The 25389-nt window shown below is 56.5% G+C and carries 24 protein-coding genes; 10 read left to right on the top strand and 14 right to left on the bottom strand.

The genetic code is table 11. From position 1 onward, the window contains the following. Nucleotides 1–272: 272 nt before the first annotated feature. Complete coding sequence (locus AC4FIA_RS04305; protein WP_490364860.1) at nt 273–1100, top strand: sulfite exporter TauE/SafE family protein; 828 nt, start codon at nt 273–275, stop codon at nt 1098–1100. Nucleotides 1101–1110: 10 nt separating this feature from the next. Here AC4FIA_RS04305 and AC4FIA_RS04310 read toward each other — a convergent pair whose 3' ends face one another. Next, nucleotides 1111–1797 (bottom strand): GntR family transcriptional regulator, encoded by a 687-nt coding sequence (locus AC4FIA_RS04310; RefSeq protein WP_488049702.1) that lies wholly within the window; start codon nt 1795–1797, stop codon nt 1111–1113. A gap of 341 nt (nt 1798–2138) precedes the next feature. Here AC4FIA_RS04310 and AC4FIA_RS04315 point away from each other — a divergent pair, with 341 nt between their 5' ends. After that, entirely contained in the window at nt 2139–3383 is a 1245-nt protein-coding gene (locus AC4FIA_RS04315; protein ID WP_490364861.1) for a lytic murein transglycosylase, read from the top strand. A gap of 8 nt (nt 3384–3391) precedes the next feature. On the opposite strand, the gene AC4FIA_RS04320 is transcribed toward AC4FIA_RS04315, so the two are convergent. Together AC4FIA_RS04320 and AC4FIA_RS04325 are read right to left on the bottom strand one after the other, a co-directional pair. Further along, nucleotides 3392–5224, bottom strand: coding sequence for a type I secretion protein (locus tag AC4FIA_RS04320; protein ID WP_490364862.1), 1833 nt, complete (start codon nt 5222–5224; stop codon nt 3392–3394). A gap of 419 nt (nt 5225–5643) precedes the next feature. Further along, nucleotides 5644–6288, bottom strand: a complete 645-nt coding sequence (locus tag AC4FIA_RS04325) for a response regulator (RefSeq protein WP_234994645.1) — start codon at nt 6286–6288, stop codon at nt 5644–5646. A 549-nt stretch (nt 6289–6837) separates the two neighbouring features. Between AC4FIA_RS04325 and AC4FIA_RS04330 the strand changes: the two genes are divergently transcribed. Continuing rightward, entirely contained in the window at nt 6838–9411 is a 2574-nt protein-coding gene (locus tag AC4FIA_RS04330) for a response regulator (RefSeq protein ID WP_490364863.1), read from the top strand. 23 nt (nt 9412–9434) lie between these two features. Here the strand turns inward: AC4FIA_RS04330 and AC4FIA_RS04335 are convergent, their stop codons facing one another. From AC4FIA_RS04335 to flhA, 3 genes are read right to left on the bottom strand one after another with little or no spacing between them, the layout of a single operon-like run. Beyond that, entirely contained in the window at nt 9435–10148 is a 714-nt protein-coding gene (locus AC4FIA_RS04335; protein WP_488049707.1) for a sigma-70 family RNA polymerase sigma factor, read from the bottom strand. Continuing rightward, nucleotides 10145–11074, bottom strand: coding sequence for a hypothetical protein (locus tag AC4FIA_RS04340; protein WP_490364864.1), 930 nt, complete (start codon nt 11072–11074; stop codon nt 10145–10147). Before AC4FIA_RS04340 ends, AC4FIA_RS04335 begins: the two co-directional genes overlap by 4 nt. Further along, nucleotides 11074–13212: a flagellar biosynthesis protein FlhA gene (gene flhA / locus AC4FIA_RS04345; RefSeq protein WP_490364865.1), complete on the bottom strand. Its 2139-nt coding sequence runs from the start codon at nt 13210–13212 to the stop codon at nt 11074–11076. The genes AC4FIA_RS04340 and flhA overlap by 1 nt, the downstream gene beginning before the upstream one ends. A gap of 195 nt (nt 13213–13407) precedes the next feature. Here flhA and AC4FIA_RS04350 point away from each other — a divergent pair, with 195 nt between their 5' ends. The 5 genes from AC4FIA_RS04350 to AC4FIA_RS04370 are packed head-to-tail and all read left to right on the top strand — an operon-like array spanning nt 13408 to nt 16570. Further along, complete coding sequence (locus AC4FIA_RS04350) at nt 13408–13947, top strand: LPP20 family lipoprotein (RefSeq protein WP_490364866.1); 540 nt, start codon at nt 13408–13410, stop codon at nt 13945–13947. Between the two features lie 3 nt (nt 13948–13950). Further along, nucleotides 13951–15081 (top strand): hypothetical protein, encoded by a 1131-nt coding sequence (locus AC4FIA_RS04355; RefSeq protein WP_490364867.1) that lies wholly within the window; start codon nt 13951–13953, stop codon nt 15079–15081. Beyond that, the gene (gene flgA, locus AC4FIA_RS04360) at nt 15078–15800 is read left to right on the top strand and encodes a flagellar basal body P-ring formation chaperone FlgA (protein ID WP_490364868.1); all 723 of its coding nucleotides are present in this window, start codon (nt 15078–15080) and stop codon (nt 15798–15800) included. The genes AC4FIA_RS04355 and flgA overlap by 4 nt, the downstream gene beginning before the upstream one ends. A 60-nt stretch (nt 15801–15860) precedes the next feature. Further along, a complete protein-coding gene (flgM, locus tag AC4FIA_RS04365) occupies nt 15861–16178 on the top strand; it encodes a flagellar biosynthesis anti-sigma factor FlgM (protein WP_103908476.1) in 318 nt (105 codons plus the stop codon). Between the two features lie 23 nt (nt 16179–16201). Beyond that, a complete protein-coding gene (locus tag AC4FIA_RS04370; protein WP_103908477.1) occupies nt 16202–16570 on the top strand; it encodes a hypothetical protein in 369 nt (122 codons plus the stop codon). Nucleotides 16571–16573: 3 nt separating this feature from the next. Here AC4FIA_RS04370 and AC4FIA_RS04375 read toward each other — a convergent pair whose 3' ends face one another. Beyond that, a complete protein-coding gene (locus AC4FIA_RS04375; protein ID WP_490364869.1) occupies nt 16574–17218 on the bottom strand; it encodes a hypothetical protein in 645 nt (214 codons plus the stop codon). Continuing rightward, nucleotides 17215–17616 (bottom strand): hypothetical protein, encoded by a 402-nt coding sequence (locus AC4FIA_RS04380; protein WP_103908479.1) that lies wholly within the window; start codon nt 17614–17616, stop codon nt 17215–17217. Before AC4FIA_RS04380 ends, AC4FIA_RS04375 begins: the two co-directional genes overlap by 4 nt. A gap of 158 nt (nt 17617–17774) precedes the next feature. Here AC4FIA_RS04380 and AC4FIA_RS04385 point away from each other — a divergent pair, with 158 nt between their 5' ends. Both AC4FIA_RS04385 and AC4FIA_RS04390 read left to right on the top strand, forming a co-directional pair. Next, a complete protein-coding gene (locus tag AC4FIA_RS04385; RefSeq protein ID WP_490364870.1) occupies nt 17775–18278 on the top strand; it encodes a hypothetical protein in 504 nt (167 codons plus the stop codon). A 52-nt stretch (nt 18279–18330) separates the two neighbouring features. Further along, on the top strand, nt 18331–18516 hold the full coding sequence (locus AC4FIA_RS04390) for a hypothetical protein (RefSeq protein WP_490364871.1): 186 nt from the start codon (nt 18331–18333) through the stop codon (nt 18514–18516). Nucleotides 18517–18520: 4 nt separating this feature from the next. Here AC4FIA_RS04390 and AC4FIA_RS04395 read toward each other — a convergent pair whose 3' ends face one another. The 6 genes from AC4FIA_RS04395 to AC4FIA_RS04420 all read right to left on the bottom strand — a co-directional run bounded on the left by AC4FIA_RS04395 (nt 18521) and on the right by AC4FIA_RS04420 (nt 25144). Then, nucleotides 18521–18754 carry a hypothetical protein gene (locus AC4FIA_RS04395; RefSeq protein WP_488049714.1) on the bottom strand — a complete coding sequence of 78 codons (234 nt, stop codon included), beginning with the start codon at nt 18752–18754 and terminating at the stop codon, nt 18521–18523. Further along, nucleotides 18751–19080 carry a hypothetical protein gene (locus AC4FIA_RS04400; protein ID WP_146064491.1) on the bottom strand — a complete coding sequence of 110 codons (330 nt, stop codon included), beginning with the start codon at nt 19078–19080 and terminating at the stop codon, nt 18751–18753. Before AC4FIA_RS04400 ends, AC4FIA_RS04395 begins: the two co-directional genes overlap by 4 nt. After that, nucleotides 19077–19475 (bottom strand): flagellar export chaperone FliS, encoded by a 399-nt coding sequence (locus AC4FIA_RS04405; protein ID WP_490364872.1) that lies wholly within the window; start codon nt 19473–19475, stop codon nt 19077–19079. Before AC4FIA_RS04405 ends, AC4FIA_RS04400 begins: the two co-directional genes overlap by 4 nt. A gap of 87 nt (nt 19476–19562) precedes the next feature. Next, nucleotides 19563–22841, bottom strand: coding sequence for an Hpt domain-containing protein (locus AC4FIA_RS04410; RefSeq protein ID WP_490364873.1), 3279 nt, complete (start codon nt 22839–22841; stop codon nt 19563–19565). A gap of 35 nt (nt 22842–22876) precedes the next feature. After that, nucleotides 22877–23281 (bottom strand): response regulator, encoded by a 405-nt coding sequence (locus AC4FIA_RS04415; protein ID WP_287476154.1) that lies wholly within the window; start codon nt 23279–23281, stop codon nt 22877–22879. Nucleotides 23282–23353: 72 nt separating this feature from the next. Continuing rightward, nucleotides 23354–25144, bottom strand: coding sequence for a methyl-accepting chemotaxis protein (locus tag AC4FIA_RS04420; protein ID WP_490364874.1), 1791 nt, complete (start codon nt 25142–25144; stop codon nt 23354–23356). Nucleotides 25145–25389 lie beyond the last annotated feature (245 nt).

The following is a 25389-nucleotide window of genomic DNA, read 5'->3' on the forward strand; positions in this document are numbered from 1 at the left end:
TGGTCGTGATCGGAGTGCCTGCGGTATGTTGCCGTCTTGCTCAATATAACGGCACCCGACAAATATGTGTTGTGACCGTTCGGATAGGTTCACCTAAAAAGTTACGTCGGCACTGAATTTTTCAAGAAATTAATGTCGACAAGATTGGTAAATTTTCTTTTATTGTCGACAATCCGTGCGGTTTGCGACACTTTCACACGCAATGGGCCCTTGCCCGTTCTTGTGAAAACCACCAAACACCAACCGATATCTTCAACAGTACCAGTGTTCCTATGCTCGACTTCGCTCTGACTGACCTATTGCTCATCCTTGCCGGAGTGATCGGCACGGCCATCATCGCTGGCATTCTTGCGGGCCTTTTGGGGGTCGGTGGCGGCATCGTTCTGGTGCCTGTTCTGTTCTGGGTGCTGTCGATCACCAATTTCCCACCCGAACTCTCGATGCATATGGCCGTTGCCACGTCTCTGGCCACCATCATCTTCACCTCGATCTCGTCTGCGCGCGCACATGACAAACGCGGGTCGGTGGACCGGTCACTGTTGAAGCTATGGGCACCCGGCATCGTTCTTGGCGCGCTCAGCGGCGGGCTTGCTGCAAAATACATCAATGCCGACGGGCTCAAGGTGATTTTCGGCGGTTTGGCGCTATTGGTGGCGATCAACATGGCAACGCCCAAGACCCTGGTCATCCGCGATGACCTCCCCGCCAGCCGCTTGGTCAACGGGGTGATTTCCTACGTCACAGGCGTGTTTTCCGCCCTGATGGGGATCGGAGGCGGAACACTGTCTGTGCCCTTGCTGGTGGGTTTCTCGGTCGAGGTACGCCGCGCTGTGGGCACTGCATCGGCCTTTGGCTTTCTGATCGCTGTGCCTGCAGTTTTGGGGTTCATCTACGCGGGCTGGGGCCTCTCAGGCCGACCGCCGCTGTCCTTGGGATACGTCAACATCGCAGCGGCCTTGGTGATCCTGCCCTTCACTGTCGGCTTTGCACCCTTGGGCGCAAAGATCGCGCATTCGGTTGATACCAAGTGGATCAAGCGCGTGTTCGCCGCGTTCCTTGCCATTACTGCGATCCGGATGTTGATGTCCGCACTGGGATAAAAACCGGCGGTTAAGCGGGTATCGTCGACAGCACTTCTTGTGCCGCAATCGTCAAATGGCGGCGCAGCGCCTTGGATGCTGCGCGTGTATCGCGTTCGATGATCGCTTCGACGATTGCCTGATGTTCGATGCAGGACTGCATGACACGTTCTTTGGATTGCAGCTGCTTTTTCCGAAACGGTGCAAGCTTCAGCCGAAGTTGGTCGGCCAGTTCGGCGATGTCACGGTTCTGGGTACCCTTATAGATCATGCCGTGAAATTCGGTATTCAGCGCAGAGTATTCAGTCGTATCGCCCGACTTCGCAATCTCGCCCATCCGTGCATGCAAGGCTTCAAGTTTGCCGCGATCTCCGATGCTCATCCGTTCGGCCGCAAACTGGCCGCAGAGCGCCTCAACCTCGCCCATGGCTTCGAACATCTCTTCGATCCGGTCGCGCGTAATGTTCACCACAATCACCCCGCGATAGGGCACGCGTTCTGCCAAGGATCGTGCGACCAGCGTATGCAGCGCTTCGCGGATGGGCGTGCGCGACACGCCAAAGCGTTTGGTCAGGCTTTGCTCATCCAGTCGCGCCCCTGCAGGGATAGTGCCCATGACAATCTCGGCCTCAAGCTCGGACGCAATGGCGGCCGAGCGCACGTTTTTGGGTGCGCCGTCGTCGGGGAATTGTGCACTGGAATCGGAGTTAGAAGTCATACTGGTCTACTTTAAACTTTTTCGACCCATACCAGACTTAGGCCGGATGACGCAAAAGGGCTTTTGTCTCAGGCATGCCCAAAACAAAAAAATCCCCCGCCATTCAGTCCAAAAGTTCTGAACAACGGGGGCTTCTGGATGGGGACTACCAGTGTCTTCTTCCTAAGTCTGCATCACACAACAGGTTTAAGGAAAGCGCTCCTTAGGGAAACTCTACTATCTAAAGATATAGTGATTCAAAAAATTATAAAATTTCGGTGCAAATCGGGAGCAAAAGCTCCCCTTGAGAGTTGTCTGAATCACGTGCACCATCGCAAAAACATTGATCTGAGGCTTTTCACATGCAGTTTTCCCGTCGCTGGCTTATCGCAGCCCTCCCTGCCGCCGGACTAGCCGGCTGCGCATCGCCCCACAGCGCCATTTCCACCAGCCGTTCAGGCCTGCCCCCCGAATTCCTTCCCCAACGCAATCCGGCGTATGACCGCTGGGTTCAGGCGTTTCAGACGCGTGCACGCAGTCGCGGCATTTCCGACGCCACGTTGCGCACAGCGTTCCAAGGCGCAGGCTTCCTGCCCGGCGTTGTCGAACGGGATCGCAACCAGACCGAAACCAAACGATCGCTTGAGGATTATCTTGCCATCGTGGCCAACGACACCAAAGTCGCCGAAGGGCGCAGAAAACGGGCCGCGTTTTCGGGCATCCTTGGCGAAATCGAACGGCGCTACGGTGTGCCCGCAAATGTTGTCGCAGCGGTCTGGGGGATGGAAAGCAACTATGGCGCGCGACGCGGGGATATTCCGGTAATCTCAGCCGTCTCGACGCTGGCCTACGATGGCCGCCGCGGTGCGTTCTTTGAAAAACAGTTGATGGCAGCACTGCGCATTCTGGCCCGGCGCGACGTCAGCGCGGCCAACCTGACAGGCAGTTGGGCAGGCGCGATGGGCCACACCCAGTTTATCCCCACCACATTCGAGGCCTACGCCGTTGATTTCCGTGGCGATGGGCGCCGCGACATCTGGTCGGACGATCCGACCGACGCACTGGCATCCGCAGCGGCCTATCTGGCCAAATCGGGTTGGCGGTCAGGCCAGCCGTGGGGGCTTGAGGTGACTCTGCCCGCCGGTTTCAGCACCGGCCTTGCAGGTCGCGGCAATAAACGGTCAGTCGCATCGTGGCGGGATCTGGGGGTCAGAACCGCGACGGGCGGCACCCTGCTCGACCATGGATCGGCCGCGCTGTTGTTGCCCCAAGGCCCGAATGCTCCGGCTTTTCTGGTGTTCAGCAACTTCAACGCCATCCTGCGCTACAACAATTCCGAGAACTACGGCATCGGGATTGGCTATCTGTCGGACCGTATCAATGGCGCAGGGCCGCTTAGCAAAGCATTTCCGCCTGACCGCAAGGGCCTGACAATCAATGACCGGAAAGAGCTTCAGCGCCTTCTAACGGCGCGTGGGTTCGACGCCGGCGTGGCAGATGGCGTGCTGGGCACCAAATCCCAAGCGGCTATCAGCGCCTATCAACGGTCAATCGGCGTTGCGGTGACTGGCGAACCGTCGCTGACCCTTTTGGCCAGCCTACGCTAGGTCCTCGCTTAAAGACCGCCCAGCAACAGCAACGGCAGAAGAAGCAGCAGCCCGCCCAATCCACCTGCGTCGCCGCCGTCACCGTCATCGCCGGAATCCTGATCCAAAGCTTTCTGGTTTTCGCCGCCAGCTTCAGGATCATTTTCGGCGATGAACTCATCCGTCAGCTCAACTGTGGGCAGCGGAAACTCTGATGTCGTAGGCTCGGACGTATCACCGGAGTTGTCTTCCTGCTCATCCGTGCGCGTAAAGGTGAAAGGACGCGCATCTGCATCGGTGACGACAACATCGGTATCGACCGGCTCCAGCAAAAGATCAGCACCATCTTCGATAAAACCGTCTGCGGGGACGATATCGTCAAAGACGACCTGCATGACCTCGCCCGGGTTTAGCGTGACGGTCAGGGTTCCATCTTCGAATATGGTCGCGGGATCGACTTCGCGCACTTCCGCGTCTGAACGCGAGTTGCCGGCGGCTTCTCCGTCAGCGACGCCCAGAACGGTGATCTTGATCGCCGCAGAGCTTTCAACAAAGTTGCTAACGTCGATGTCTTCAGACGTGGCCGACTGACCTGTAGAGGCGAAGTAGAAAACCAGATCGCCGTCACCATAAAACGCATGCGCGTCGATACCACCAACGGATGTTTCGGTCGCGTCATTGTCTTCGGGTTCAAGATCGATCAGACGCTTACCAGGAAGCGTTTCGGCCATCATGCGGAACATTTCGCCCGGCGCGGTCAGTTCCGAATAGTCCTGCCCATAGCTCAGCGCGTTGTCTGTGTTCTGCAAAAGCGGCCAGACGTTCGCCACGTCGACGCCGGCCAGCATCATCTCTTCGACGATGTTCAGCATTTCATGCGCTTGATACAGGCCGTAGTCCTCGGTCCCATCCAACGCCGATGTCGCCCCAGAGGCATTCCATTCCGTGACATAGATTTCGAGATCTTCGAAAGTCTCGATCCAGTTTTCCTGAATGGTGTCCAACTGATAGGACCGTTGCCCTGCCAGTTCGGGGCCTTTTGTGTAGACGTGCGCGACAACGCCATCGAGTGCTTCGATCTCTTCCGGAGTGTCGAACTGCGATGTGATGATCTGGTTTGCCAGCTTGGTCCAGTTGATATTGCCGGAATTGCCAATCGCCGAATAATCCAGATCCAGTCCGTTGGTTGCGTTGATATCGTCAATGACATCTTCCGCGTCCCAGCCCTGATACTCCGTGCTCAGTTTTGCGTAATTAAAGTTCGTACCAACCTGCGCGACGATTTCGATGTCGTCCGCTTCGGGATATGTTCCGGCCAGTTTGGCAAGCTCATCATCAATGATGACGCTCATCTCGGAAGCCAGCGCGCCGTATTCGAACGAATTCATCTCGCCCGAACCCCAATATTCGTTGCCAAGTTCGAACGCCGCGATATCCGCATCACCGTAAACACCGGTGACGACGTCGTTGACGAACTGGCGGAGGGCGTCCTCATCAATCTCGGGAACGCGGTTGCCGGAATCATCCGGCTCGTCCGACAGCTGCGTGCGTGTGGGGATCACCAGAACGACCTCGTGGCCATTCTCTGCGGCGTACTCCATGAACTCCGAAATCGGGATAAATTCGCGCGCTTCGCCGGTGTCCGGATCATAGACGACCGAACTGTCGGGGTTGCTTAGGTCAAAATAGGATTCGGTCAGCGACCCGCCCGGGTACCGCAACACGGTGGATCCCAGATCGTCGATCAGTTCTGCATAAGAGCCTTCGCCCGTCATCGTGGCACGGGTGGCCAAAACGTTGCCGCCAAAAAGATCAGACGTTGCTTCTTCGCCAATAAAACCGGAACTCGTCAGAAGTGTCATTGCACGCACTCCTGCTGAATAAATAATTTGGATTTTTTTGAATTAATGGATTGGGTGTTTCCCCAACCCGCCAGAAAACAAAATCGCGGAAATAAGGAAATAATTTGATATTGATTAAGGCGATTTTGTGTCGCACTTATTTCGGCCTTAAAACCGAAACAACAATTCGACTTATTTTCACCCTTAATAAGCAGAGACATCTTTCCCACCATCTTTGCATGTGATGGAGAAAGCTCTGCAACCTAGGTGCCAAGAGTTTCTATTTTAGAAACGAATTGCCGATTTATACGAAATTACACACCATATATCTTTGATATAATCGCAATTATCTAAAGTGAGTTAATTCAATAACTATCGACAAAAATGAAAAAACGGGCGCACTTTCATGCACCCGTCTTTTCACATTAATTTTCAGTTATTTACAGCAGAGCGCGCTCTCGGCTGATGATAGCGGCGTGCGCCCGGTTCCGAGCGCCGAGTTTCTTACAAACTGCACGCATATGCATTTTGACGGTCACTTCGGTCGAGCCCATGTCGCGCGCGATCTCTTTGTTGGTCAGACCATCTGCCGCCAGACGCAGAACGAAATGTTCTTTTTCTGTCAGTTCCGCGCCACCACCCGCGTCCGTTTGGCCGCTGCTATTCAATTCGTTCATCGGAACAAAAATCTGCCCGGAGTCAATCAACTGGATTACGCTGATCAATGACTGCAACGGCATCGTTTTCGGAATTAGACCCTTAACGCCCAATTCAAGCGCACTATTCAAGAAATGACGATCAACCTGCCCTGTGAAAAGAACGACCTTTGCGTCGCCGGATTTTTCCACAACGGTTTTAACGCTGGCCAATCCCACCATGCCAGGCATCTTCAAATCCAAAAGAATAATATCGTAAGTGCTGTCCGCCAATGCGACGAGCGTTTCATCAAGCCCCCCCGTCAAACGAACCGAATATCCAGCGCCAGAGCGCAGGAGGTTCGCGACAGCCTCGCCGAGAAGCCGATGGTCATCGGCGATGAGTACGCTCAGAACTGGATCCGTCGACCCGTCCGTTCCGTTTATCATATGATCTTGCATTTTGTTCACTTGCCCGTGACGCTTCCTCAAAAGAATAACTTCGCTACTGTTCGCGCCTTAAGACTTCGAAAATCACAAAAGCGAACCGACATAATTACTTTATTCACCACAATCGAAAGCGGTAACCGGATAAAAGCGAAACTATTCTCTCTTTGGTCAAGATAACATCACAAAGATACATGTCCATATCTTTCGATACATAAAGAAATCTTCGCGACTGATGTAATGATCTAATATCGCAGTAACGCGTGGGCGTTCGTGGGCGTTCTTAGTAGAGTTGCTTGGTGTCGGAGTTAGGCATGCTATTTTCACTTTTGGCAAATGTTTTGCCTTACGGGCATACAATGGAAACGGTTCGCCGTTCCTCTTCGAAACCTCAGACGACCCAGCGATCCATCAGTTCGTGCCCACAACAGAACTGGTGCCAAGAGCAACGCTTTGCCTCGTTCACTTTTGTGAACGGTTAAGCTTATGCCCCCGCAGCCACTCAGAGAAAGGATATTCGGGTTAGGACCAAGCGCCCGCAAGGTGACCGCCTTGGCGTTGCTTGGACTTCTTATCCTCACCTGCAGTGCCCTCATTACCACAGCGATCAATCTTCAGGACCGTGTTGCAGACATTCGCGCGGCTGACAGTGACAACCTTGGCTGGGGCGTCGCCCACCTGCGTGTTGATCACCTTGATGCGCAGATCACGCTGCAAAGCGCGATCACCGATGCCACTGATGGACTGATCGATAAAGGCCAGTTGCAGCTCGCAAAGCGGGAATTCGATGTGTTCTACAGCCGGATCGATGTGGTCAGCAGCAAACTCGCGCTAAATGAGGCACCTGAACATCTGCAGTCTAGGCTGGCAGAGTTGATCAACGCGCGAACCGCGCTGACCGAACTTTACGATGAAACCCAGTCTTTGGCCGTCTCGGACTGGTCCCCGATCTTGGAGCGGATCAAAGACCTAAGGCAGCCTGTTCGGGATCTGTCCATTGATACAATCGCCTTTGCTGTCAGAACCGAACAAGAGCGTCGACAGGACGAACGGGAACTCATGTTGCAGTTCCTTGTCAAAACCTTGCTGTTGGGAACCGTTACCGCCCTGTCGGCCTTTCTGGCGTTCCGCTTGTGGCGTGATCTGGAAACCCGCACAGCCCAGGTTGCCCGCGCCGCGACCATGGTGACCAAAGCCTATGAGGCTTCTTTGAACGCCGTGATCGTTTCGAACCTCGACGGTCAGATCATTCTTTGCAATGCCGCCGCCGAACGCATGTTCCGCATGACAACAAACGACATGTGCGGAAAGCTGATCGAAAATATCATGGTGCCGCCGCGCCTGCGCCAATCGCACCGTCGCCGCCTGAAACGGCTGGTTGAGGGCAAAATTCAGATTTCGGATAGCGCCAGCCCGCACCGGACATACGCCACACGGTCGAATGGAGAAGAGTTTCCGGTCGAGTTTTCCAGCACCGTCGACAACGACTTTGGCGGAAACCCGATCCTGATTTCCTTTGTTCGCGACATCTCGGATCAGGTCGCGGCCGAGAACAAAATGAAGGCCGCTCTGATCGAAGCGCGCCGCCATGCTGCCGCCAAAAGCACGTTCCTGGCCTCGATGAGCCACGAAATGCGCACCCCCCTGCACGGTCTGATCGCGTCGCTGGAGCTGGTCGAAATGGACAAGCTGGACGATTCCAACCGCGAACTGATCCGCACCGCCATGGAATGCAGCCAGCGGACGCTGGCGCAGGTGAATGACGTTCTGGAAATCACCCGCCAAGGGGAAAGCAAAGAAGCGCGTGACTTCTTCTCGCCGACGGAAATCGTCCGCTCGATTGTCCGCGACATCACTCCGCTTGCGGAAGAACGCGGCAACGCCATTGAACTGCACGTCACCGGAACGGACGCCGAACAGAAGTATTACGGCTATCCCGGATCCTTCACACGGGCCGTCACGAACCTTGCGACCAACGCAAGCAAGTTCACCCATAACGGCAACATTGACGTGTCCCTGTTCTTTGTTCCGACCGGAAATGACGTCGTGCGTCTGGACGTGGAAGTTTCTGATACGGGCCCCGGTATCTCGGAAGAAGACCAGCGCCGCATTTTCCAGTTCTTTGAAACCGTCAATCCTGGTGAACTTTCCGCGGACAGCGGAAACGGACTTGGCCTGCCCATCGCCAAAATTGCTGTTGACCGTATGGGCGGCAAGCTCAGCCTTGAAAGCGAAGTCGGCAAAGGCAGCACCTTCTGTTTCTCGCTGTCGCTTGAACTGGTCACCGCCGATGCGGAACGGCCCCAACCGACGTTAACGCCGGTCACCATGCGCGCACCAACGCCGCGCAACATCCTGATCGTCGACGACAATCAGGTTAACCTGCGGCTTATCTCGGAAATGCTAAAGCGGCAGGGACACAAGATTTCTACGGCCACCAACGGACGCCAAGCCGTTGATCTGGCAGCGACCGCGCATTTTGACATCATCATGATGGATGTCAGCATGCCGGTTATGGATGGGCGCGAGGCGACCAGACGCATCCGACAAAGCGGTAAATCCGTGAATTCCTATATCATGGGTATTACAGCGCTTGTCGATGCGGTGGTTCCTGATGAATTCTTGCGTGACGGCATGGATTCTATTCTTGGCAAACCTGTGTCACAGAAGCAGCTAACGGACGCGCTTCGACAAATCGAAGATATCATGTCCGATGAAGAAGATGAGGAGCCAAGAGTCGTGAACCAGACACCCGAACCGGAAGGCAGCTTTGACTTTGACCAACTGTGCGGAATGGTCGGTGAAGACATGGCCGTACAGCTTGTCACGGAAACGGTGTCAGACGTTCAAAAGGCGATTGATGCGTTGGAAACCCTGACAGACAACAGCGCTGATGTGATCCATCACGCGGTAGGTCCGACCGGCTTCATCGGCTGGACAAAGCTAAGTTCGTCCCTGAAAGCGACCGAGGTTGCCTTGCGGCAAAACCGCGAAGAGGATGCCAAAGGCATGCTGGATAGTCTGAAAAGCTGTTTGCTTGAAATACAGAAGGTTGCGACAGAAGTTCTAAAAGCGCCCCACGATGCGGGTATCCGCCCGGCGATCATGGATCACCCCCCGCACTAAGGCCCTAGCCTAAGGCACGGGGGTTAAGCCAATCGTTCCTGCAACAGATCCTTCAGCCTCAGGATGGCCGCCTTTTTGATCTGTGACACGCGTCCTGTTGTAACATCCAGCACAGCGGCAATCTCGTACACGTTCAGCTCCTCAACGTAATAAAGCTGAAGAACCAGAGCCTCGCGTTCCGGCAAATCCTTGATCGACTCGCGCAGGTGGACCTTCAACTGGTTCTGTTCCAGCTTGTCTTCTGGAAGCTCGCCCTGATCACGGAACAGAAGGGAATGGTCTGTATAGACCTCGTCCAGAGATTGCAGTTGGTTGACCTGAAACTTGGCCTCCCAGTCCTGCAATTCCGTCAGGGTCATTTGCATCGCTTCGGCCACTTCCTCGATCAATGGCGCGCGACCCAAGGAATGTTCCAGATCAAGCCGGACTTTGGAAATGCGCTGGCGCATGCTGATCGTAGACCGGCACAGGTTGGAATTCCGGCGCAGCAGATCCACGATAGACCCACGAATACGGATCGCGGCATAGGCAGCAAAGGTGACGCCTTCGCGCGTGCTGTAGCGCTGGCTGGCATCCACAAGACCCAGATAGCCTGCCTGCATCAGGTCCTCGATCTCGGCGAATTTGCCGACACGACCCTGATAATGCCACGCCAAGCGTTGGACGAGGTGCATGTTGTCCTCGACCAGCTTGTCCGGTGCTGGCGCCTGTTCTCCGTAGTTTCTCGGCGCTATCATGTGTTCTCTCCCTGAATGTCAGAGACCGGCATCGCGGCCTTTGAGGCAGTTGCCTCAGTCGCAGTAATCAGCCCGGCGAGGATGCGATCATTGAAGCTTGTCCAAAGCCGCGTAACGCCTGCTTGGGCCACTGCTTCAAAATCCTTGCCATCTGGCGGAAAAGCGGGCTCGCATGTGAAAATCACGCCCATATCGGGCGCGGCCCAGCGTTTGATTTCGTAGGAAATGCGATCTGCCCGCAGGCCTGCCGGCAGGACCAGAACAGTGCGCGCACCCATGGGAACGCCAAGTGCTGCGGCCTGAAGCGGCCCTTCCGCACCCTTGCCGGAAACAACGACAATATCGGTGTGCCCGCGACGCACCCCCGAGAAATTGCGCGGATCGGCAAAGGTCAGGTCGATGCCCAACAGCTTGGCCTTTTGCGCCAGATAGGCAGCATCCGAATGCGAACCCGAACCGCAGTATCCAAACCGAAGACTTCGCGCTTCGCTGACGTCCAGCATGGCTGCCGCCAGTTGTGTAGCGACAAGGGATTTGCCCGCCCCCGCAGGCCCAACCAGAACGACGCGGGGAGCATTGAGCACCATGTCGATGTCCAACATGCCCTTGCTCGGCGTGGCCATGGTCTGTGATTTGAACTGATCCGCAAAAGACGCCCGTCGCGGGGCATTTTCGGCGATTTCGATATCGACAACCCCACCAGTCACCTCAGGCGCCGGAGGAGCGGTGACCTCGGCTATTTCAGCCGGTTTTTCGACCGGCTTTGACGGAACATTCGCCACATCGATCGGACTGTCGGACGCCACGATTTCGATCATGCCGTTCTTGCTTTTGCACGACAGGATCAGCGCGTCAGGCCCGAGTTTTTGGGCCACCATTTCCATGGCTTCGACGGTGTCATGGGCTCGGACAGTCACAACAGACATCAGACGGCCCCTCCGTTACCCGGCGGCAGTTGGTTCGCCCCGCCTAGCGATGCGACAATGTCGATCCGGCGGTTGTCCGGCAGTTCATTCACCGCCAACACGATGGCATCTGCGCCATGGCTTTTAAGGAAGGACGCAAACAACGACCGCAACAGCGCGGACACCACGACAACGGGCTGTTTGCCCATCGCGGCAAGTTCCTCGGTTGCCTGATTGATGCCTTGGACGATCCGTTCGGTCAGGCCCTGTTCGATCACAAGGCCGATCTCTTTCGCCTGCGACCGCATCAGCAACTCTTCCAGATCAGGGGCAAGCGTGATGATCGGCACCGCCTCTTTTAGCGGCACGATCTGCTGCAATAGCTGCGGCACAAGACTGGCGCGCAGGGCTTCAGCCATTTCCTTGGGATCATTCGTGCGGCCGGACAGTTCCGCCAGACGTTCCAGAATACGGGGAAGATCACCCACCGGAATCCGCTCGGACAAAAGATGTCGCATGACAGCGGTCAGAATATGGAGCGGCACCAGCCTTGGCACCACAGCCTCGACCAATGTCGGGCTGACCTCGGACAGGGCATCGACAAGGTTCTGAACCCCGTCAGATCCGATCAATTGATCCGCATGGGCATAAAGCATCTGGCTAAGATGCGTTGCCAGAACACTGTCGGGCTCCACAACAACATGGTCGTCGGCTTCTGCCTCGGACTGTTGGTGCGGCAGAATCCAGACGGCATCCATCCCGAAAGACGGATCCTTCACCTCAATCCCGCGTAGCTTTCGCGTCGAATTGGCCCCCGGCAGCGCAAGCTTGCGGTCGGGGTAGACCACGTCTTCGCCGACGATCGACTGGCCGATCCGGATGCGGTACTGGTTTGATTGCAACGAGGCATCGTCACGGATACGCACGCCGGGAATGACAAAGCCCATCGCCCGCGACACCTCGCGGCGGATGCCGGTGATACGCGAGACCAAGGCACCGCCTTCGCTTTCTTGGATCAATGGGATCAGGCCGAAACCGATCTGGATCGACACGGCAGCATAGTCGGTCACATCGTCCGGCGTGATGACACCGGGTTCTTTCGTGCTGTCGGATGACCCGCCCTTGCCTTTGACCAAAGCACCGGCTGGTCCCGACGGAGCAGCGTACACGTCCTCTTCGCCTGCTGGGATCAATCTGTGGGACACCCAGGCGATGGCAGCGGCAGCGACGGCAAACACCAGAAAGACCATGTTCGGCATGCCGGGGATCAGACCCAGAATGCCCATCACAGCGGCAACCGGCACCCAAGCGCGGGACAGACCGATCTGCGATCCGATGTGCGCCGCCATGTCATGGGTCGACGAAACACGCGTCACAAGGATCGCTGTGGCAATCGACAGCATGAGCGACGGGATTTGCGCGACCAGACCGTCACCGATGGACAGCAGCACATAAACCTCGGCTGCATCGCCGAAGGTGAGGCCGAACTGGCTTGTCCCGATGATGATGCCACCGACGATGTTGGCGACCAGAATTAGGATACCAGCGACCGCGTCGCCCTTCACAAATTTCGACGCACCATCCATCGCACCGTAGAAATCCGCCTCTTCGGCGACGTCTGACCGTCGCTTGCGGGCCTCATCAGGTGTCAAAATTCCGGCGTTCAAATCGGCATCGATGGCCATCTGTTTGCCGGGCATCGCATCCAGTGTGAAACGGGCAGAGACTTCGGACACACGGCCCGCGCCCTTGGTGATCACCACAAGGTTGATGATCACAAGGATCGCGAACACCACGATCCCGACGGCAAAGTTGCCCGCGATAACAAAGTTACCGAAAGCCTCAATCACCTTGCCCGCAGCAGCAGACCCGGTGTGCCCTTCGGTCAGAACGATCCGCGTCGATGCCACGTTCAGGGCAAGTCGCAAGGTCGTTGCGATCAGCAACACACTGGGAAAACTGGAAAAATCCAATGGCCGAAAAGAATGCATCGCCACCATCAGGACCAGCAGCGACAGCATGATGTTGAAGACAAAGAACATGTCCAACAGCGCCACCGGCAGGGGTAGAACCATCATGGCCACAATCGCCAAAAGCCCCAGCGGAAGCAGTGCTCCGCCGAACTTTTCGCCGCGTGTCATACCCTCTGCGGCAATCATTGCGTGTACCTCGGCCAAATTTGCCAAACCATAAGGCCCATCTCCTTGGGGCAATCAGTCGAGGTAGGTTTGCAAAAACTATGCCAGTCGCAGGCGTATCAGCCTCGCGCGCGCAGGGCGTGCGGGCATCTCACGTGGCACGATCTTTGCCCCTCTTGGTCGTGAAACCGAAATCCCGCGAACGAGGACCAGATCTTGCCCTTTCCACGCTTCCGCAAAACAACCGCCCTAACCTTCTGCGGGGCCGCCTTGATGGTTCAGGCCTGCACCACCACTCAGGCCGTCAAAGCCCTGCCGCCAGAACCGGACGAACGCACCGCCGCCATCGCGCAGATCAAGGACGACATTAACGCCCTGAACAGCAAGGCCCTGATGCCCGTGATCGAGGCGCCATCCGTCTTCCCTGTCCGGATCACCGGTCACGGGTTTTCACAGATTTCCGGCCAGCCCGGCGGCACGCTGAATGAAAAGCGCCTGATGGCCATTCGCGCGGCGCGGCTCGAAGCCCTGCGTGACCTGACAGAACAAATCCACGGTATCCGCCTGACGTCCGAGACATCGCTACGTGATGCCACCATGACAGACGACCGCATCCGTGCCATCGTCCAAGGCGAAATTCGCGGGGCACGCACCGTGCGTATCACGCCCAAGGACGCCGACAGCTTTGAGGTGGTCTTGTCGCTGGATGCCGATACGGTGCGCTACATCCTCCGCGCAGCCAAACTCGGGGTCTGATCCATGGCCCCTGCCCGCACAGCCCAAGTCGCCCTACGCATTGCAGCTTTGGCTCTGATCGTCATCTGGGCAGGTTTCATCCGCAGTGCGGAGGCCGCTGAGACCGAAGGCGTTTGGGTAAATGCAACCGGCCATGCCTTTGTGTCAGGGGCCGCCGATAAAGACACTGCGCGCACGCGTGCGTTGGGCGATGCGCTGATATCAGCGGCGCTGGCTGGCGGATCAACCCTGCGCGGGCACAGCGCGATGCGCATGGGCCGGATCACGGCCGATCTGATGATCCTGCGTCCGGCTGGCAAAATACTGAAATACGAAATGCAAGGGGCGCGGCTGCACAAGGGGCTTTGGACAGTTAACGTGCGCGCACTTGTTGGCCCGATTCCGAAATCAGCCTGCGCTGGTCGCCGCCAGCTTGTCTTGACGGCCTATGAACCCAAGATCACCGTCCGCCCCGAAGCACCGGCTTGGACCGCTCCGCTGGCAAACGATGTGGCTCTGACGATCTTTGATGTGCTTGATGATCATTCCAGCACTACGATTGACCGGATCGCCCCCGCACAGGTCCGTCAGACATCGGCGACAGGGTCGGATATGGACTACATGTCGCTGACACGTGGCACGCACGCAGGGAAGCAGCCCGGCGATCATGGGCTGCGTACGGAAATCAAGGTTGATGTGATCCGTGGTGCGACCAGCCGCCTGATCCAGATGACAACCGAACTACACTTCAGTGAACCGAACGGGTTTCTGGGGCGCAAACAACTTGTCCGCACTGCGCGCTATCCGCAAGGCGGCGCGATCGAGGTTATCACAGGCCGAACACGCAGCGCGCTTGAACATGAACTGACTAAAAACATTCGCGCTGATCTGACCTCATTGCTGGATCAGCTGTCTTGCGTTCCACCATCCGCGCGCATCGAAAGCGATGGCAAAACGCTGAGCGTCCCCATCGGCAGCCGCCACGGCCTTAGCCGCGCGAGCCTTGCCTTTGTGGACGACCCGAACGACAGCTTTGGCCTTTTGGAAATCTCTTCGCTGAAATCCGGACGCGCCATTCTGCGGTCCATCGATCCGACGCGCAAAGCGTCCGACTTTGAAGGTCGTCAGGTCTATTTCGTCGAGGCCGGATTATGACCCGCTTTGGCACCATATTTGTTGCGACAGCCGCCCTGTTTCTATCTGCTGCCGCTGCCGCAAATCCGCAGGACGGATTGAACGGAACCGAGGTCACAGACCTTATTCTGGCGGCTTTGGACGAAGCGGGCCTGTCCGGACAACCACAGGTTTCCGAACACCGTCACTTCCCCGCCTGTGGAACCAACCCCGATGTCATGCCAAAGGGCAATGACTGGCGGACCGTAACGCTGCACTGCAACACCGAAACATCATGGCAGCGCAGCATCCGTCTGCCCGGAATGACCGTCGCGCCAGCAGACCAGCATAGCAGGGACGTGACAGGCCCGATGATCACCGCCGTGGCCCTTACTGAAAGCTTGCAACGCGGAACAGTTTTGCAGCGGCAGCATTTGGCACTGGCCGAAACAAGCGCCGCAACAAGCGACACTTTGTTCATCAAGCCGGACACACTTATTGGCCGAAAACTGCGAATTAATCTTGGTGCGGGCAACATTATTCAGCCCCGGCATCTGGAAATGAGCTGGATGATCGAAAAAGGCACACCAGTTGCAATAACATCCAGCATACCGGGACTGGCTGTCGAAATGGCCGGTTTGGCAATGGAATCAGGGCAGTATGGAGACATCATCGAGGTACAAAACAAAGGGTCCGGACGGGTCATCAAGGCCATCGTTCACGACCGAAATAAAGTACGCGTACGACCTAACATGAATTGAACTCGAGACGTTGATTGACACACCAAAAGACGTACGCGGACGGTACTAGGAGTTAAAACAATGGTTGATTCTATCAACACGTCCCTCTCAGCGCGTGCGCGGTTACAGCAGGTTAAAGCCGATGCTACAGACCGCGCGGGCATTTCCCCCGCCGGTGCGGGTGCAGGCTCGGTTTTACCGGCAGGTGACGCAGATAGCGTCACTTTGAGCCAAGCAGCCTCTTTGCAAGTGGGTGAAACCCTTGCAGCGAAAGGCCCTCCGTTCGATCTCGAACTGGTGGCCAAGATCAAAGAGGCAATCGAAGCCGGACGTTATCCGGTGGACGCGCAAGCCATCACCGATAGCCTTTTCGAGGGCTATACGGACATGATCAGCTAAGAATAAAAACGGGAAAACCAAGAGTGACCTATCTTCCTCTATTCCATCTTGCAGCAGCAAGTGGCTTCGTAATTGCAGTCGCGACCATTACATATCTCGCACTACGCGTGCGTGCATTGTCGGCCCAGCCGGTTGGCCTACGCGACGAAGACATGGAAGAGCTAAGCACTCTGATCATGAAGAAGCTTGAAGAACGCCCCGACACGGGTCTTGCCGCGACAGCGACAAAACTCGATCAGATCCGGGTCGACTTCGACTGGCTCATTGGCGAACGCCTCATTGAACAAGCGATCACGCTTGCGCAAAGTGGCCAACCGTCAAAAGAGATCAGCCGCGCCACAGGCATCAGCGCGGAGGAAGTTCAGGCGATCCGTCGGTTCCGCCGGCACTAAGGATTAGCTGACATCCGGACATGAAATGGGGCGCGTTTCTTCGGGAACGCGCTTGCACCATTCCAGAAACAAGGCGCGGCCGTTCAGCTGCGCCTTTGTTTTGTCTTCCACAGACAATTCCATTCCCAATGCGTCCCGCAGGACAGCGGCGCCCTGAACCTCGAAAGCGGCAGCCACGCTGCACCACGCAAGAGCGGCGACAGGCTTGGCGGGTTCGCGCACTTCGTTCTCGGTGCGGCACATGCCCAGAAAGGACGCAGGATGCCCCTGCTCGGCTGCCGCTTCTAGTTCTTCCAGCAGACGCTTGGCAACGGCGGCACGCTGTTTGGCGGGCAGCTGGCGGGACAGATATTTGGTCAGATCGATCGCGCGGTTCTCACCGCCGAAACGGGCACGCCAGGCCCAGAACAAGGCCTCAGTTTCATCCTGCGGCGTGCCATGCCCGAGGGCCGTCAGAACCGCTAGATTCATCTGGGCGCTTGAATCGTTGCGATGGGCCAGATCCGAAAACAACACCACCGCCGTCGCCGCATCGCCATCGCGTGCCGCCGACAGGGCCTTTTCGAATTTTGCGTTGTTGTCCATGGCCTGCGCCGCCACTAGGGATGGAACCGCAAGGGCGACCAGTAACGCGATAGATTTTTTCATTTTCCAGCCATCATCACCAGTTGCAGATACAGCAACCTGCGAAGACGTCCGCCCGGTTGCGTTTCATAGACAACGATCCGCTGGCGCTGGTTTTGCGTCGTCTCGGTCCGCACGGCGATATTATCGGGTAGAAAAACGCCATAGTCAGCCAACAACTGTTTCGGGCTGCGTGTCAGCGCGGCACGGAAATCCTTGTCAATCCAGCCTCTTGCAAGTGCTCTGCCAAGTATGTCCGGAAGGTGTTTTTCGACCTTTTTGGTGTCCTGAAGATGCACCTGCTGGCGGACCAGCTGAAAATCACCGGATCTCGGTTGCTGTGATGACGCAGCCGATTTGGCCGACGCACCCGTCAGGCGGCGTACAGCTGGAACCAATGCATTTTTCAGTTCATTTTTCATGGATCTATCAATCGGCCAGATTAGGAAAATGCCGAGTTTGCGCCTCTTCCCCAATTACAACGTCAGGCGGGACATGATGTTTAACACTCATCTTTTGATGATTGTGGCATGACGGTTGCACAGGTGACCGGAACTCAGAAAAAAGCTAGAATTCCCGTATGGTTGCCAAGATCATCAAATCCCCGAATTTTCTGGCTACCCTGCCCGCAATCGTGGTTCTGGGGGCGTTTTCCTATGGGGCTTTCACAGCGCTGTCTCTGCCAGACATGGACCCGCTGGGCACCTTTGAGGAAGAAGAAACCGAGGTCGTCGTAGAAGAGCCCCCCAAGGTTCGCCGCGAATACATCGCGATCCAGCATTCGGTCAAAGCCACCATTCCCCACCTCGGGGCCACCGTGAACATCTACATCGGCGTAGCGATCCCGGACATGGTACTGCACAAAACGGCAGACATGTTCAAAGACGATCCCACAGACTTTATCGCCCCCCTGTCGCAGATCGTGATGGATTTGTCCGAAACCGAGGCCGGAGAAAGCTGGCAAACGCTGCGTCAGGCGCTTCCAGAACCGTTCAAGGAAAGCATCAATCAGCAATTCATGGATATGGGGCTTGATCCGCCGGTGATCGAAGTGCTGATCAACAGGTTCATGATTGGCGGCTAAGCCAGTTGGCAAACCCTTTGCATGGTGTCTTTCAGTGAAGAAGGAACGTACCATGCCGCAAACACATCTCCCCTCAGACACAGCAGATATCTATGCAGCGGATCCCGCGTTTATCGGGATCGAGACTGTCTACTGCGACGACGAAGGCACGCCCGCTTATCACGAACGCCGTAGCCTTCTGGACCTGTTGATTGCTTTTGTGGGGGTCAACCGCTTTGTTGACGAAGACGCTGCCTAAGCGGTCACTGGCGTTTTTCAGAACGGCCCGTTTCGTATTTGTAGGCCGCGTATTTTACAACAAAACTAAAGCTTCCAAAAACCATCATAGCGAAGGCGATGGTGCCTGCGTCGGGCAACAATGCCGCCAGTTTCTGCGCCCCTTCCGGCTGGAAGTAAATCAGCGCGATCAGCGGAAACGCCATCATGATAAACAGGCGTATCCGCAAACAGGTGCGGCAGACACGCCCGCGTTTCATGCCTTGATGCTTTCGCGTTGGGTTTTCAGATAGACAACCTTTGCCTTGCGGTTGTTTGCGCCCACGGCGTTCTTTTCGACCAGGATCGAGCGCGCCTTTTCGACGGCCTCCAAAGCCGCCTTCAACGCAGCCAGCTTTTCAGTGCCCGCGTCATAGGACGCGCTGTTTTCCATCAGCAGCGCCATACAGGCGGACCGGATCGTCGTATCTAGCTGCGCGCACAGGGCAAGATCGGCACGTTCTGCCGCTTGCACGAGTTGGGCGGACAAGCCAAGCAGACGCTCGGCCTGCGCGACCTGATCCATGTGGTATACACAATTCTTCATTCAGACCGCTCCCCGACCTGATCGCCGATTGTCTGCCATGCAGACAGGATTTCACCGATCGCAAGTTTGGCTTGGCCCAGCTCGGCATCGCCTTCGTTGCGCCATGCCTTCAGGACATGAAAGCGAACGTATTCATAGACTTGGAACAGGTTGGTTGCCAAATCTCCGCCCTTTTCAAAATCCAGACTGGATTGAAGGATATAGATCGCTGTCAGGGACCGGTTAGCATGATCCCCGGACGTTGCGCGTTCTGCCTTTTGAAGCTGCTCCATGACACCAAGGGACCGTTCCAGTTCCCGCAAGGTTACGTGGATCACTTCATGAGGATCGTGAATCTCCGGCTCGCCAATCGCCGCCGCCTGCTTGTAGCGTGATCGAGCTAGTGCAATGTTCATATCGGCACCTCCCGTTTAGGGCTTGTCTGCTTCTGGCTTATAAAACGGCAGATTCCGGCAGAATCTTAATGCCTTGCACTATTAAGCTTATGCGGCAGCCTCGATCCGGCTGACGGACACAACCATACCGATTTCACCACCGGACAGAATTGCCACGCCAGTGACATCAGGCACCATGGACAGAACACCACGCAACGGACGCAAAAGCACCAGCTGCTGACCCAAAAGTTCGTCGACCGGGATCGCCATACGCGACGCGTTGTTGCGGACGATCACATAAAGCTGCTGGCCACTGCTGTGGACCTGCGTGCGCGCGCTGGACAATACACGGATCGGCACATAGTCGTTGTCGTCAACGACCAGCATCCGCCGGTTGCCTGCAGCCTTGATCGGAACAGTTTTGCTGCCCTGATGGATACGCTGGATCGATTCAATCGGCAGCACATAACGCACATCGCCGATCTTCACGACCATGCCTTCCAGCACGATGGTGTGCAGCGGAACTTCCAGCATCAGACGCACACCGCCGTTCGGCAGCGTCACAAAGCGCATGACACCCTTCCGGCGTGTCAGTTCGTGGCTGGCCGCCTTGAAGTCGTCGCTGAGAGCGCATTCCTTGCCGTTGTCGGTGATTTCGACACGAACGCGGTCTTCTTCGCGATCGATGGCCAAGAAGAACTTGGTTGGCGGCTCTTTCGCGCGCAGACGATCCGAGATCGCCAGCTTTAACAGGCCACGCACTTCTTCCAGTACCAACTGATCCAGCGAACATTCGCCGCCCACGTAGGAAAACTGTGCGCTAGACCCCAATTTGCGCGCCTCGGTGGACACAAAGGTCTGCATGGGGCGCAGGATCACTTCGGCAGGACGCGACCGCATGGATACGCTTTCTTCCTGCAACTGGGACAATTGCGAACTTAGCTGTGCTTCCGCTTCGTTGATGGCCTGAATTTCGGTCAGGTATTCCTCGAACACGCCACGCAGAACGCCACGGGCACGCAGCGGCAGCTCCGGCAGGCCGGCTTCGGCCATTTTGGTCTGCACTTCGTACAACAGATCCCGCGTCGATGCTTTGTGCAGCATTGCGCCGATCATCGACTGTGCCGCCGAAATCTCGCCCACCGCTTCCAGAAGCTTGAGGTTTTCCGTCATCGCGCCTGATGCGAAAATCTGCGCGTCTTCCGCAGAGGCCGCCGTTTCCGCCGCAGCGACGGGTGTTGCCTCTTCAACCACCTCCAGCGCCATCTTCAGCGTCAGTTTCTTGCCGGACGGGTCAAGGTGCGACACCGCTTCGGCAACGATGTCTTCTGTCATCGGGGCCGCGATCAGGAAGTCGAAGATCGTCTTGTCATCCACAAAAACGGTCACGTTGGTGATCATCTTTGCCTTGCCCGAACTGATCCAGTCGAGGAAGTTTTCAGCCAGTTTATCGTCTTCGTTCAGGTCGCAGGTCAGAATGAAGAAATGCAGGCCGTTGTCGATACACGACTGGGCCGACTTCACACTTTCCGGCGAAAGAACACGGTGGAACTCTTTGGGAAGTCCCAGCTTTTGTTCGATCGACCGCGCAGTCACAACGCCGCTTGCAAGGAAGCTGACGTTGGCCGCTTCTTCAAACAGCGCTTCGATCTTAGCGATATCCGGCGTGTCGCCCTGCGTCAGGGCGTCAAACACCAGTTCCATCGTATCGACGAAACCACGCGCCATCTGGATCAGAATGACGTCCGGGCTTTGCGACGACACACGTGTCCGCGCAAACAGGTCGACCAGCGCCATCGTCAACTGCGACGCCGTTTCGATTTCGTAATACGCACAAGCGTTGAACGCGCGGCGCATCAGCTGTTCGAATTCAGGGAACCATGTCGAACCAGAGCCTTTGTGACCGCTGTCCAAACCGATCCGCAGATCGCGCAACGTGTCGAAGATGTGCTCGGAACACCAGTTTTTCAGACGCTGGCTCGGCAGCATCAGATCATCTGGCAGACCACCTTTGTCCAACACGCTTTCGACCGACGCCAGTTCTTCGTAGAACTTGAGTTCGACCGAGCGGAAATCCTTCAGCTTTTTGACATCGGCAAAATTCATCGCCGCTTCGGTGACGCGAATGAATTCGTAAGGTGTTACGATCTTTACGGCTTTGTCCGACAGGTCGTTGAATTCTTGCGCCTCGACCGTCTGACCGGCCTCCATGCGGGATGTGAACTGCTGCAGGTCTTCGAAAACCTCGCTCAGGTCATTGATCAGCGATTCCAGCGTATCGTTGCTTCCCGCCGGGGCGGCATCCGCAGCTTCGGCCTCGGGTTCGGGCTCGTCCCCTCCCAAATCAGCCGCCTTCAACTTTTGAAGGCTTTCAATCAGGCCGCTCAGGTCAGCCAGGGTGCCGCCTTCGCTTTTTTTAGCCTCAAAGGCCTGAAGGGTTTCCACCCACTCGGTCAGATCAAGCTGTTCACACGCGTAACAAAGGCTGGACGCCTTCGGGAACGCGCCTTCGGGCAATTCCTCGCCGTCCGCCACATCGCGGATCAAAGACAGGTCATCGATGGTCGAAACCACCATGTCCGTAAAGATTTTCAGATAGACAGGATCATCCAGCAACCGCGTCAGGCCGCTTCCGGCCTCTTCACCGCCTGCATCCTCTGACGCCGCTTCGGTCTTTTCAGGTTCCGGCGCGGGTTCTGGTTCGGGTTCCGGCTCTGGTGCGGGTTCCGGCTCCGCAAGCTCTTCTTCGCTGCGGTCGCCGTGATCATCGTCGAAAAAGTCGTCATCATCACGATCGCCCGACGGTTCAGGCAGATCATTAAGGCTGGCCATAGCCGCGAACATCGCGTCATTCGCCGCCGGAGCAGCCGCCGGGGCTTCTGCTTCCGCTTCACTTTCGTCGTCTGCTTCAGCGACAGGTTCAGGTGTCTCTTCTGCCTTTTCCTCCGCCGGCGCATCAGATGCTGCGGCTGCGGGCGGCTCTTCGCCTTTGCAGACCGCAATCACCGCGCGCAGACGGTCCATCAGGTGTTCGGACGGTTCGGGCGCGACATCAGCACGCGACACGGCTGTTTCGTCCAGCATGCCGCGTAAGATGTCACCGGATTCAATCAGAACATCGATGATTTCTTCGGTCAGTTCCGCGCCTTCGTCACGCACCAGACCAATCAGGTCTTCCGAAAGGTGCGCACGGCTTTCAACCGTGCTCAGACCAAGTACACGCGAGTTGCCCTTGAATGTGTGCACCGCGCGAAACAACGCACCAATGTGTTCTGCCTGGTCGCCATCCCCCGCCTGAAGGGCTTCCAAGGCCATCTCCATCGCATCCAGGGCTTGCGCCCCGTCATCCGCATAGAGTTCCCAAATTTCGTCCATTTCGTCAGACATTGACGCCTCGCTTTAGTTCTTGCGGGAAGATCGGATTACGCAGCGACGAGGGATCTCATCACGCTGCGCAACTCGTCGCCGGTTTTTTCTTCTAGATCGTGCGACACCGTGCCGGACGGTTTGGCCACAACGCCGTCTGCGCCCAGTTCACGTGCCTTGGCTGCCAGCGGCGAACCGGACACGGTCACCGACGACAACATGCAGATCTTGGCGCGGGTTTTCAGCTTGGCGTGGCGCAGAAATTCGAGACCGTCCATGACCGGCATCTCGATATCAAGCAGGATCAGATCCAGATCAGGAAGATCGGATAACTTATCCAGCGCTTCTTGCCCGTTTGCTGCCTGTGCGACCATTTTGAAATCGGGCAACGAATTGAGAAAGCTGGAAATGTAGAGCCGCATCATCGCCGCGTCGTCTACGACCATTACTTTGTAAGCCATTAGGAACTCCGTAGTTTATAAGTGTCCGTTACGCGGGGAAGATGGCACCCCGCGCACAGAGTGTTTCACCGATCAAAAAGGCCCATATCCGCGGGAATCTTTGTCGACAGAGTTCGCCAGACCGTTACGCTTTGCTCCGCCAACAGATGATCCGTTCATCATCTTCTGGATCTGGGCCAGCATCTCGGGGCTCATTTGGTCGAAGTTCGGCATACCGGCCATGCCACCGCGACGAGGACGCAATTTGAACCGTTTGATCTCTTCGTTCATCTGGTTCATCGCGGACGTCATCTGCGATGCCGTTGCTGCCAGTTCGTCGGCCTGCTGGCTGGTGGCCAGGGTCGTCTTGGCAATCTCGCCGATGGCCTGAGAAATCTGGGCCACACCGCGGGATTGTTCGCTGCTGGCCTCGTCGATGGCTTCGACGATCTGTTTGACCTGCAGGATTTCGCTGTTGATCTTGGTGAAGGCTTCGCTGGTTTCATCCGCGATGCGCACACCCTGATTAACACGGTTCGATGCGTCTTCGATCAGATCCGACGTTTCACGCGCCGCTTTGGCCGACCGTCCCGCAAGGTTGCGAACCTCTTGGGCAACAACCGCGAACCCGCGACCGTGCTGACCGGCCCGCGCCGCCTCAACCGCTGCGTTCAAGGCAAGCAGGTTGGTCTGGAAGGCGATTTCGTCGATGACCTTGATGATCTTCGCAATGTCCTGAGACGATGTTTTGATGCCGTCCATCGAGACAACCATCGCCTTCATCTTTTCAGAACCGTTGGACGCCAGTTCAGCCGCGCTACCAACAAAGTGGTTGGCTTTCTGCGCCGCTTCCGCGTTTGCCTTGACCTGCGCGTCGGTTTCTTCTGCCGAAGCCGAAACTTCGTCTACCGAAGCAGAACCGATCTGCGAGTTTGTCGACAGCGACTGGGACACGTTGGACATCTGGTCAACGGTTGTGCCGACTTGATCCACCTGCTCGGCCATGGACGAGATGGTGTTGGACAGCGAGCTGAAGACGCGACCGAACGACTGCGCGATCTTGCCCCATTCGCCGTTGAACTTGGATGCGTCGAAGTCGAACGCAAGGTTGCCTTCAACGATCGCGTCGGAAATGTCGCCGATGTTCGTGTTCAGATCTTTTACGTTTTTGCGGAATTCATCGATAATGTTGTTGATGAAGACCTTCTTGCGCGGCAGACGCGGCATGTCGGCGTCAAAGTTGCCACGACCGAATTCTTCGAACACCGCCATCGCGCCTTTCTTGGTGTCGATGTGCGCCTGGACCATGTCGTTGACCATCTGGGCCGCGTCGGCGATTTCTTTGGCTTCAAACTTGGTTGGGTCGCACATGACATCGATGTCACCCTCTTCGTGGGCATCCGACATCTTCTGCATCTCGGACAACAGCAGGTTGAACTGCCCCATCTGGAAATCGACGCGTTTCTTGGCTGCGACTTCGGGCGTCGCATCATTCAGTTCGACCACAAAGGCTTCGATCTCGTTCGCGTCGTTGCGCAGGGGGACCGTGCGGAACCGCATAATGATGCCGTTCACGTTGATTTCCGAGTCTTTGTACGCACCGAGGTTTTTCAGAACCTGACGCTGGTGTTCTGCGTTTTTGTGGTAGCGATGGATCGACCCACCCACGACTTCCGAGACACGGAAGCTGGGCATCACTTCTTGCATGGTTTTCTCGGCAGCCGAGAAAACTTCGACGGTTTTGTTGTTCACATACCGGATGATGTGATCCGCATCCGCAATCAGGATACATGCATTGAGGTTGTCGTATGCCTGCGTGAACTCAGGCGAGTACCAACGATCAGCAGACGGTTTGCCCTGATCCGATTTCGGTTGTGTAGTCATATCATTATTCCTGTTTGACGCAGCCTTGGCGGCATTGGGGGAGGAAGCGACCTTAGCAACGGCTTCAACTTGCTCCGGGTTTAGTTGATTTGCGGGATTTCCCGCTCCCGCTGTCTGATCCTCCTCCCCCTTTGGCAAATCAGACTTGGGTTTTTTCCTGCTAGTGCCGCTTGTTCCGACGCGACGGGTCGGTTTCTTGGTCATGGCGGCTGCCTCATGTGAATTTTCCGTTTTTGCAGCCCCAT

This window comes from Thalassococcus sp., from assembly GCF_982780845.1.

Excerpts from the sequence above, each read along its gene's own strand:
- flgA (WP_490364868.1), top strand. The coding sequence starts at position 15,078 with ATGACCCGCTTTGGCACCATATTTGTTGCGACAGCCGCCCTGTTTCTA.
- AC4FIA_RS04410 (WP_490364873.1), bottom strand. The coding sequence starts at position 22,841 with ATGTCTGACGAAATGGACGAAATTTGGGAACTCTATGCGGATGACGGG.
- AC4FIA_RS04325 (WP_234994645.1), bottom strand. The coding sequence starts at position 6,288 with ATGATAAACGGAACGGACGGGTCGACGGATCCAGTTCTGAGCGTACTC.
- flhA (WP_490364865.1), bottom strand. The coding sequence starts at position 13,212 with ATGATTGCCGCAGAGGGTATGACACGCGGCGAAAAGTTCGGCGGAGCA.
- AC4FIA_RS04320 (WP_490364862.1), bottom strand. The coding sequence starts at position 5,224 with ATGACACTTCTGACGAGTTCCGGTTTTATTGGCGAAGAAGCAACGTCT.
- AC4FIA_RS04305 (WP_490364860.1), top strand. The coding sequence starts at position 273 with ATGCTCGACTTCGCTCTGACTGACCTATTGCTCATCCTTGCCGGAGTG.
- AC4FIA_RS04395 (WP_488049714.1), bottom strand. The coding sequence starts at position 18,754 with ATGAAACGCGGGCGTGTCTGCCGCACCTGTTTGCGGATACGCCTGTTT.
- AC4FIA_RS04405 (WP_490364872.1), bottom strand. The coding sequence starts at position 19,475 with ATGAACATTGCACTAGCTCGATCACGCTACAAGCAGGCGGCGGCGATT.
- AC4FIA_RS04335 (WP_488049707.1), bottom strand. The coding sequence starts at position 10,148 with ATGATAGCGCCGAGAAACTACGGAGAACAGGCGCCAGCACCGGACAAG.
- AC4FIA_RS04340 (WP_490364864.1), bottom strand. The coding sequence starts at position 11,074 with ATGTCTGTTGTGACTGTCCGAGCCCATGACACCGTCGAAGCCATGGAA.
- AC4FIA_RS04355 (WP_490364867.1), top strand. The coding sequence starts at position 13,951 with ATGGCCCCTGCCCGCACAGCCCAAGTCGCCCTACGCATTGCAGCTTTG.
- AC4FIA_RS04310 (WP_488049702.1), bottom strand. The coding sequence starts at position 1,797 with ATGACTTCTAACTCCGATTCCAGTGCACAATTCCCCGACGACGGCGCA.
- AC4FIA_RS04385 (WP_490364870.1), top strand. The coding sequence starts at position 17,775 with ATGGTTGCCAAGATCATCAAATCCCCGAATTTTCTGGCTACCCTGCCC.
- AC4FIA_RS04400 (WP_146064491.1), bottom strand. The coding sequence starts at position 19,080 with ATGAAGAATTGTGTATACCACATGGATCAGGTCGCGCAGGCCGAGCGT.
- AC4FIA_RS04390 (WP_490364871.1), top strand. The coding sequence starts at position 18,331 with ATGCCGCAAACACATCTCCCCTCAGACACAGCAGATATCTATGCAGCG.
- AC4FIA_RS04315 (WP_490364861.1), top strand. The coding sequence starts at position 2,139 with ATGCAGTTTTCCCGTCGCTGGCTTATCGCAGCCCTCCCTGCCGCCGGA.
- AC4FIA_RS04415 (WP_287476154.1), bottom strand. The coding sequence starts at position 23,281 with ATGGCTTACAAAGTAATGGTCGTAGACGACGCGGCGATGATGCGGCTC.
- AC4FIA_RS04380 (WP_103908479.1), bottom strand. The coding sequence starts at position 17,616 with ATGAAAAATGAACTGAAAAATGCATTGGTTCCAGCTGTACGCCGCCTG.
- AC4FIA_RS04420 (WP_490364874.1), bottom strand. The coding sequence starts at position 25,144 with ATGACTACACAACCGAAATCGGATCAGGGCAAACCGTCTGCTGATCGT.
- AC4FIA_RS04375 (WP_490364869.1), bottom strand. The coding sequence starts at position 17,218 with ATGAAAAAATCTATCGCGTTACTGGTCGCCCTTGCGGTTCCATCCCTA.
- flgM (WP_103908476.1), top strand. The coding sequence starts at position 15,861 with ATGGTTGATTCTATCAACACGTCCCTCTCAGCGCGTGCGCGGTTACAG.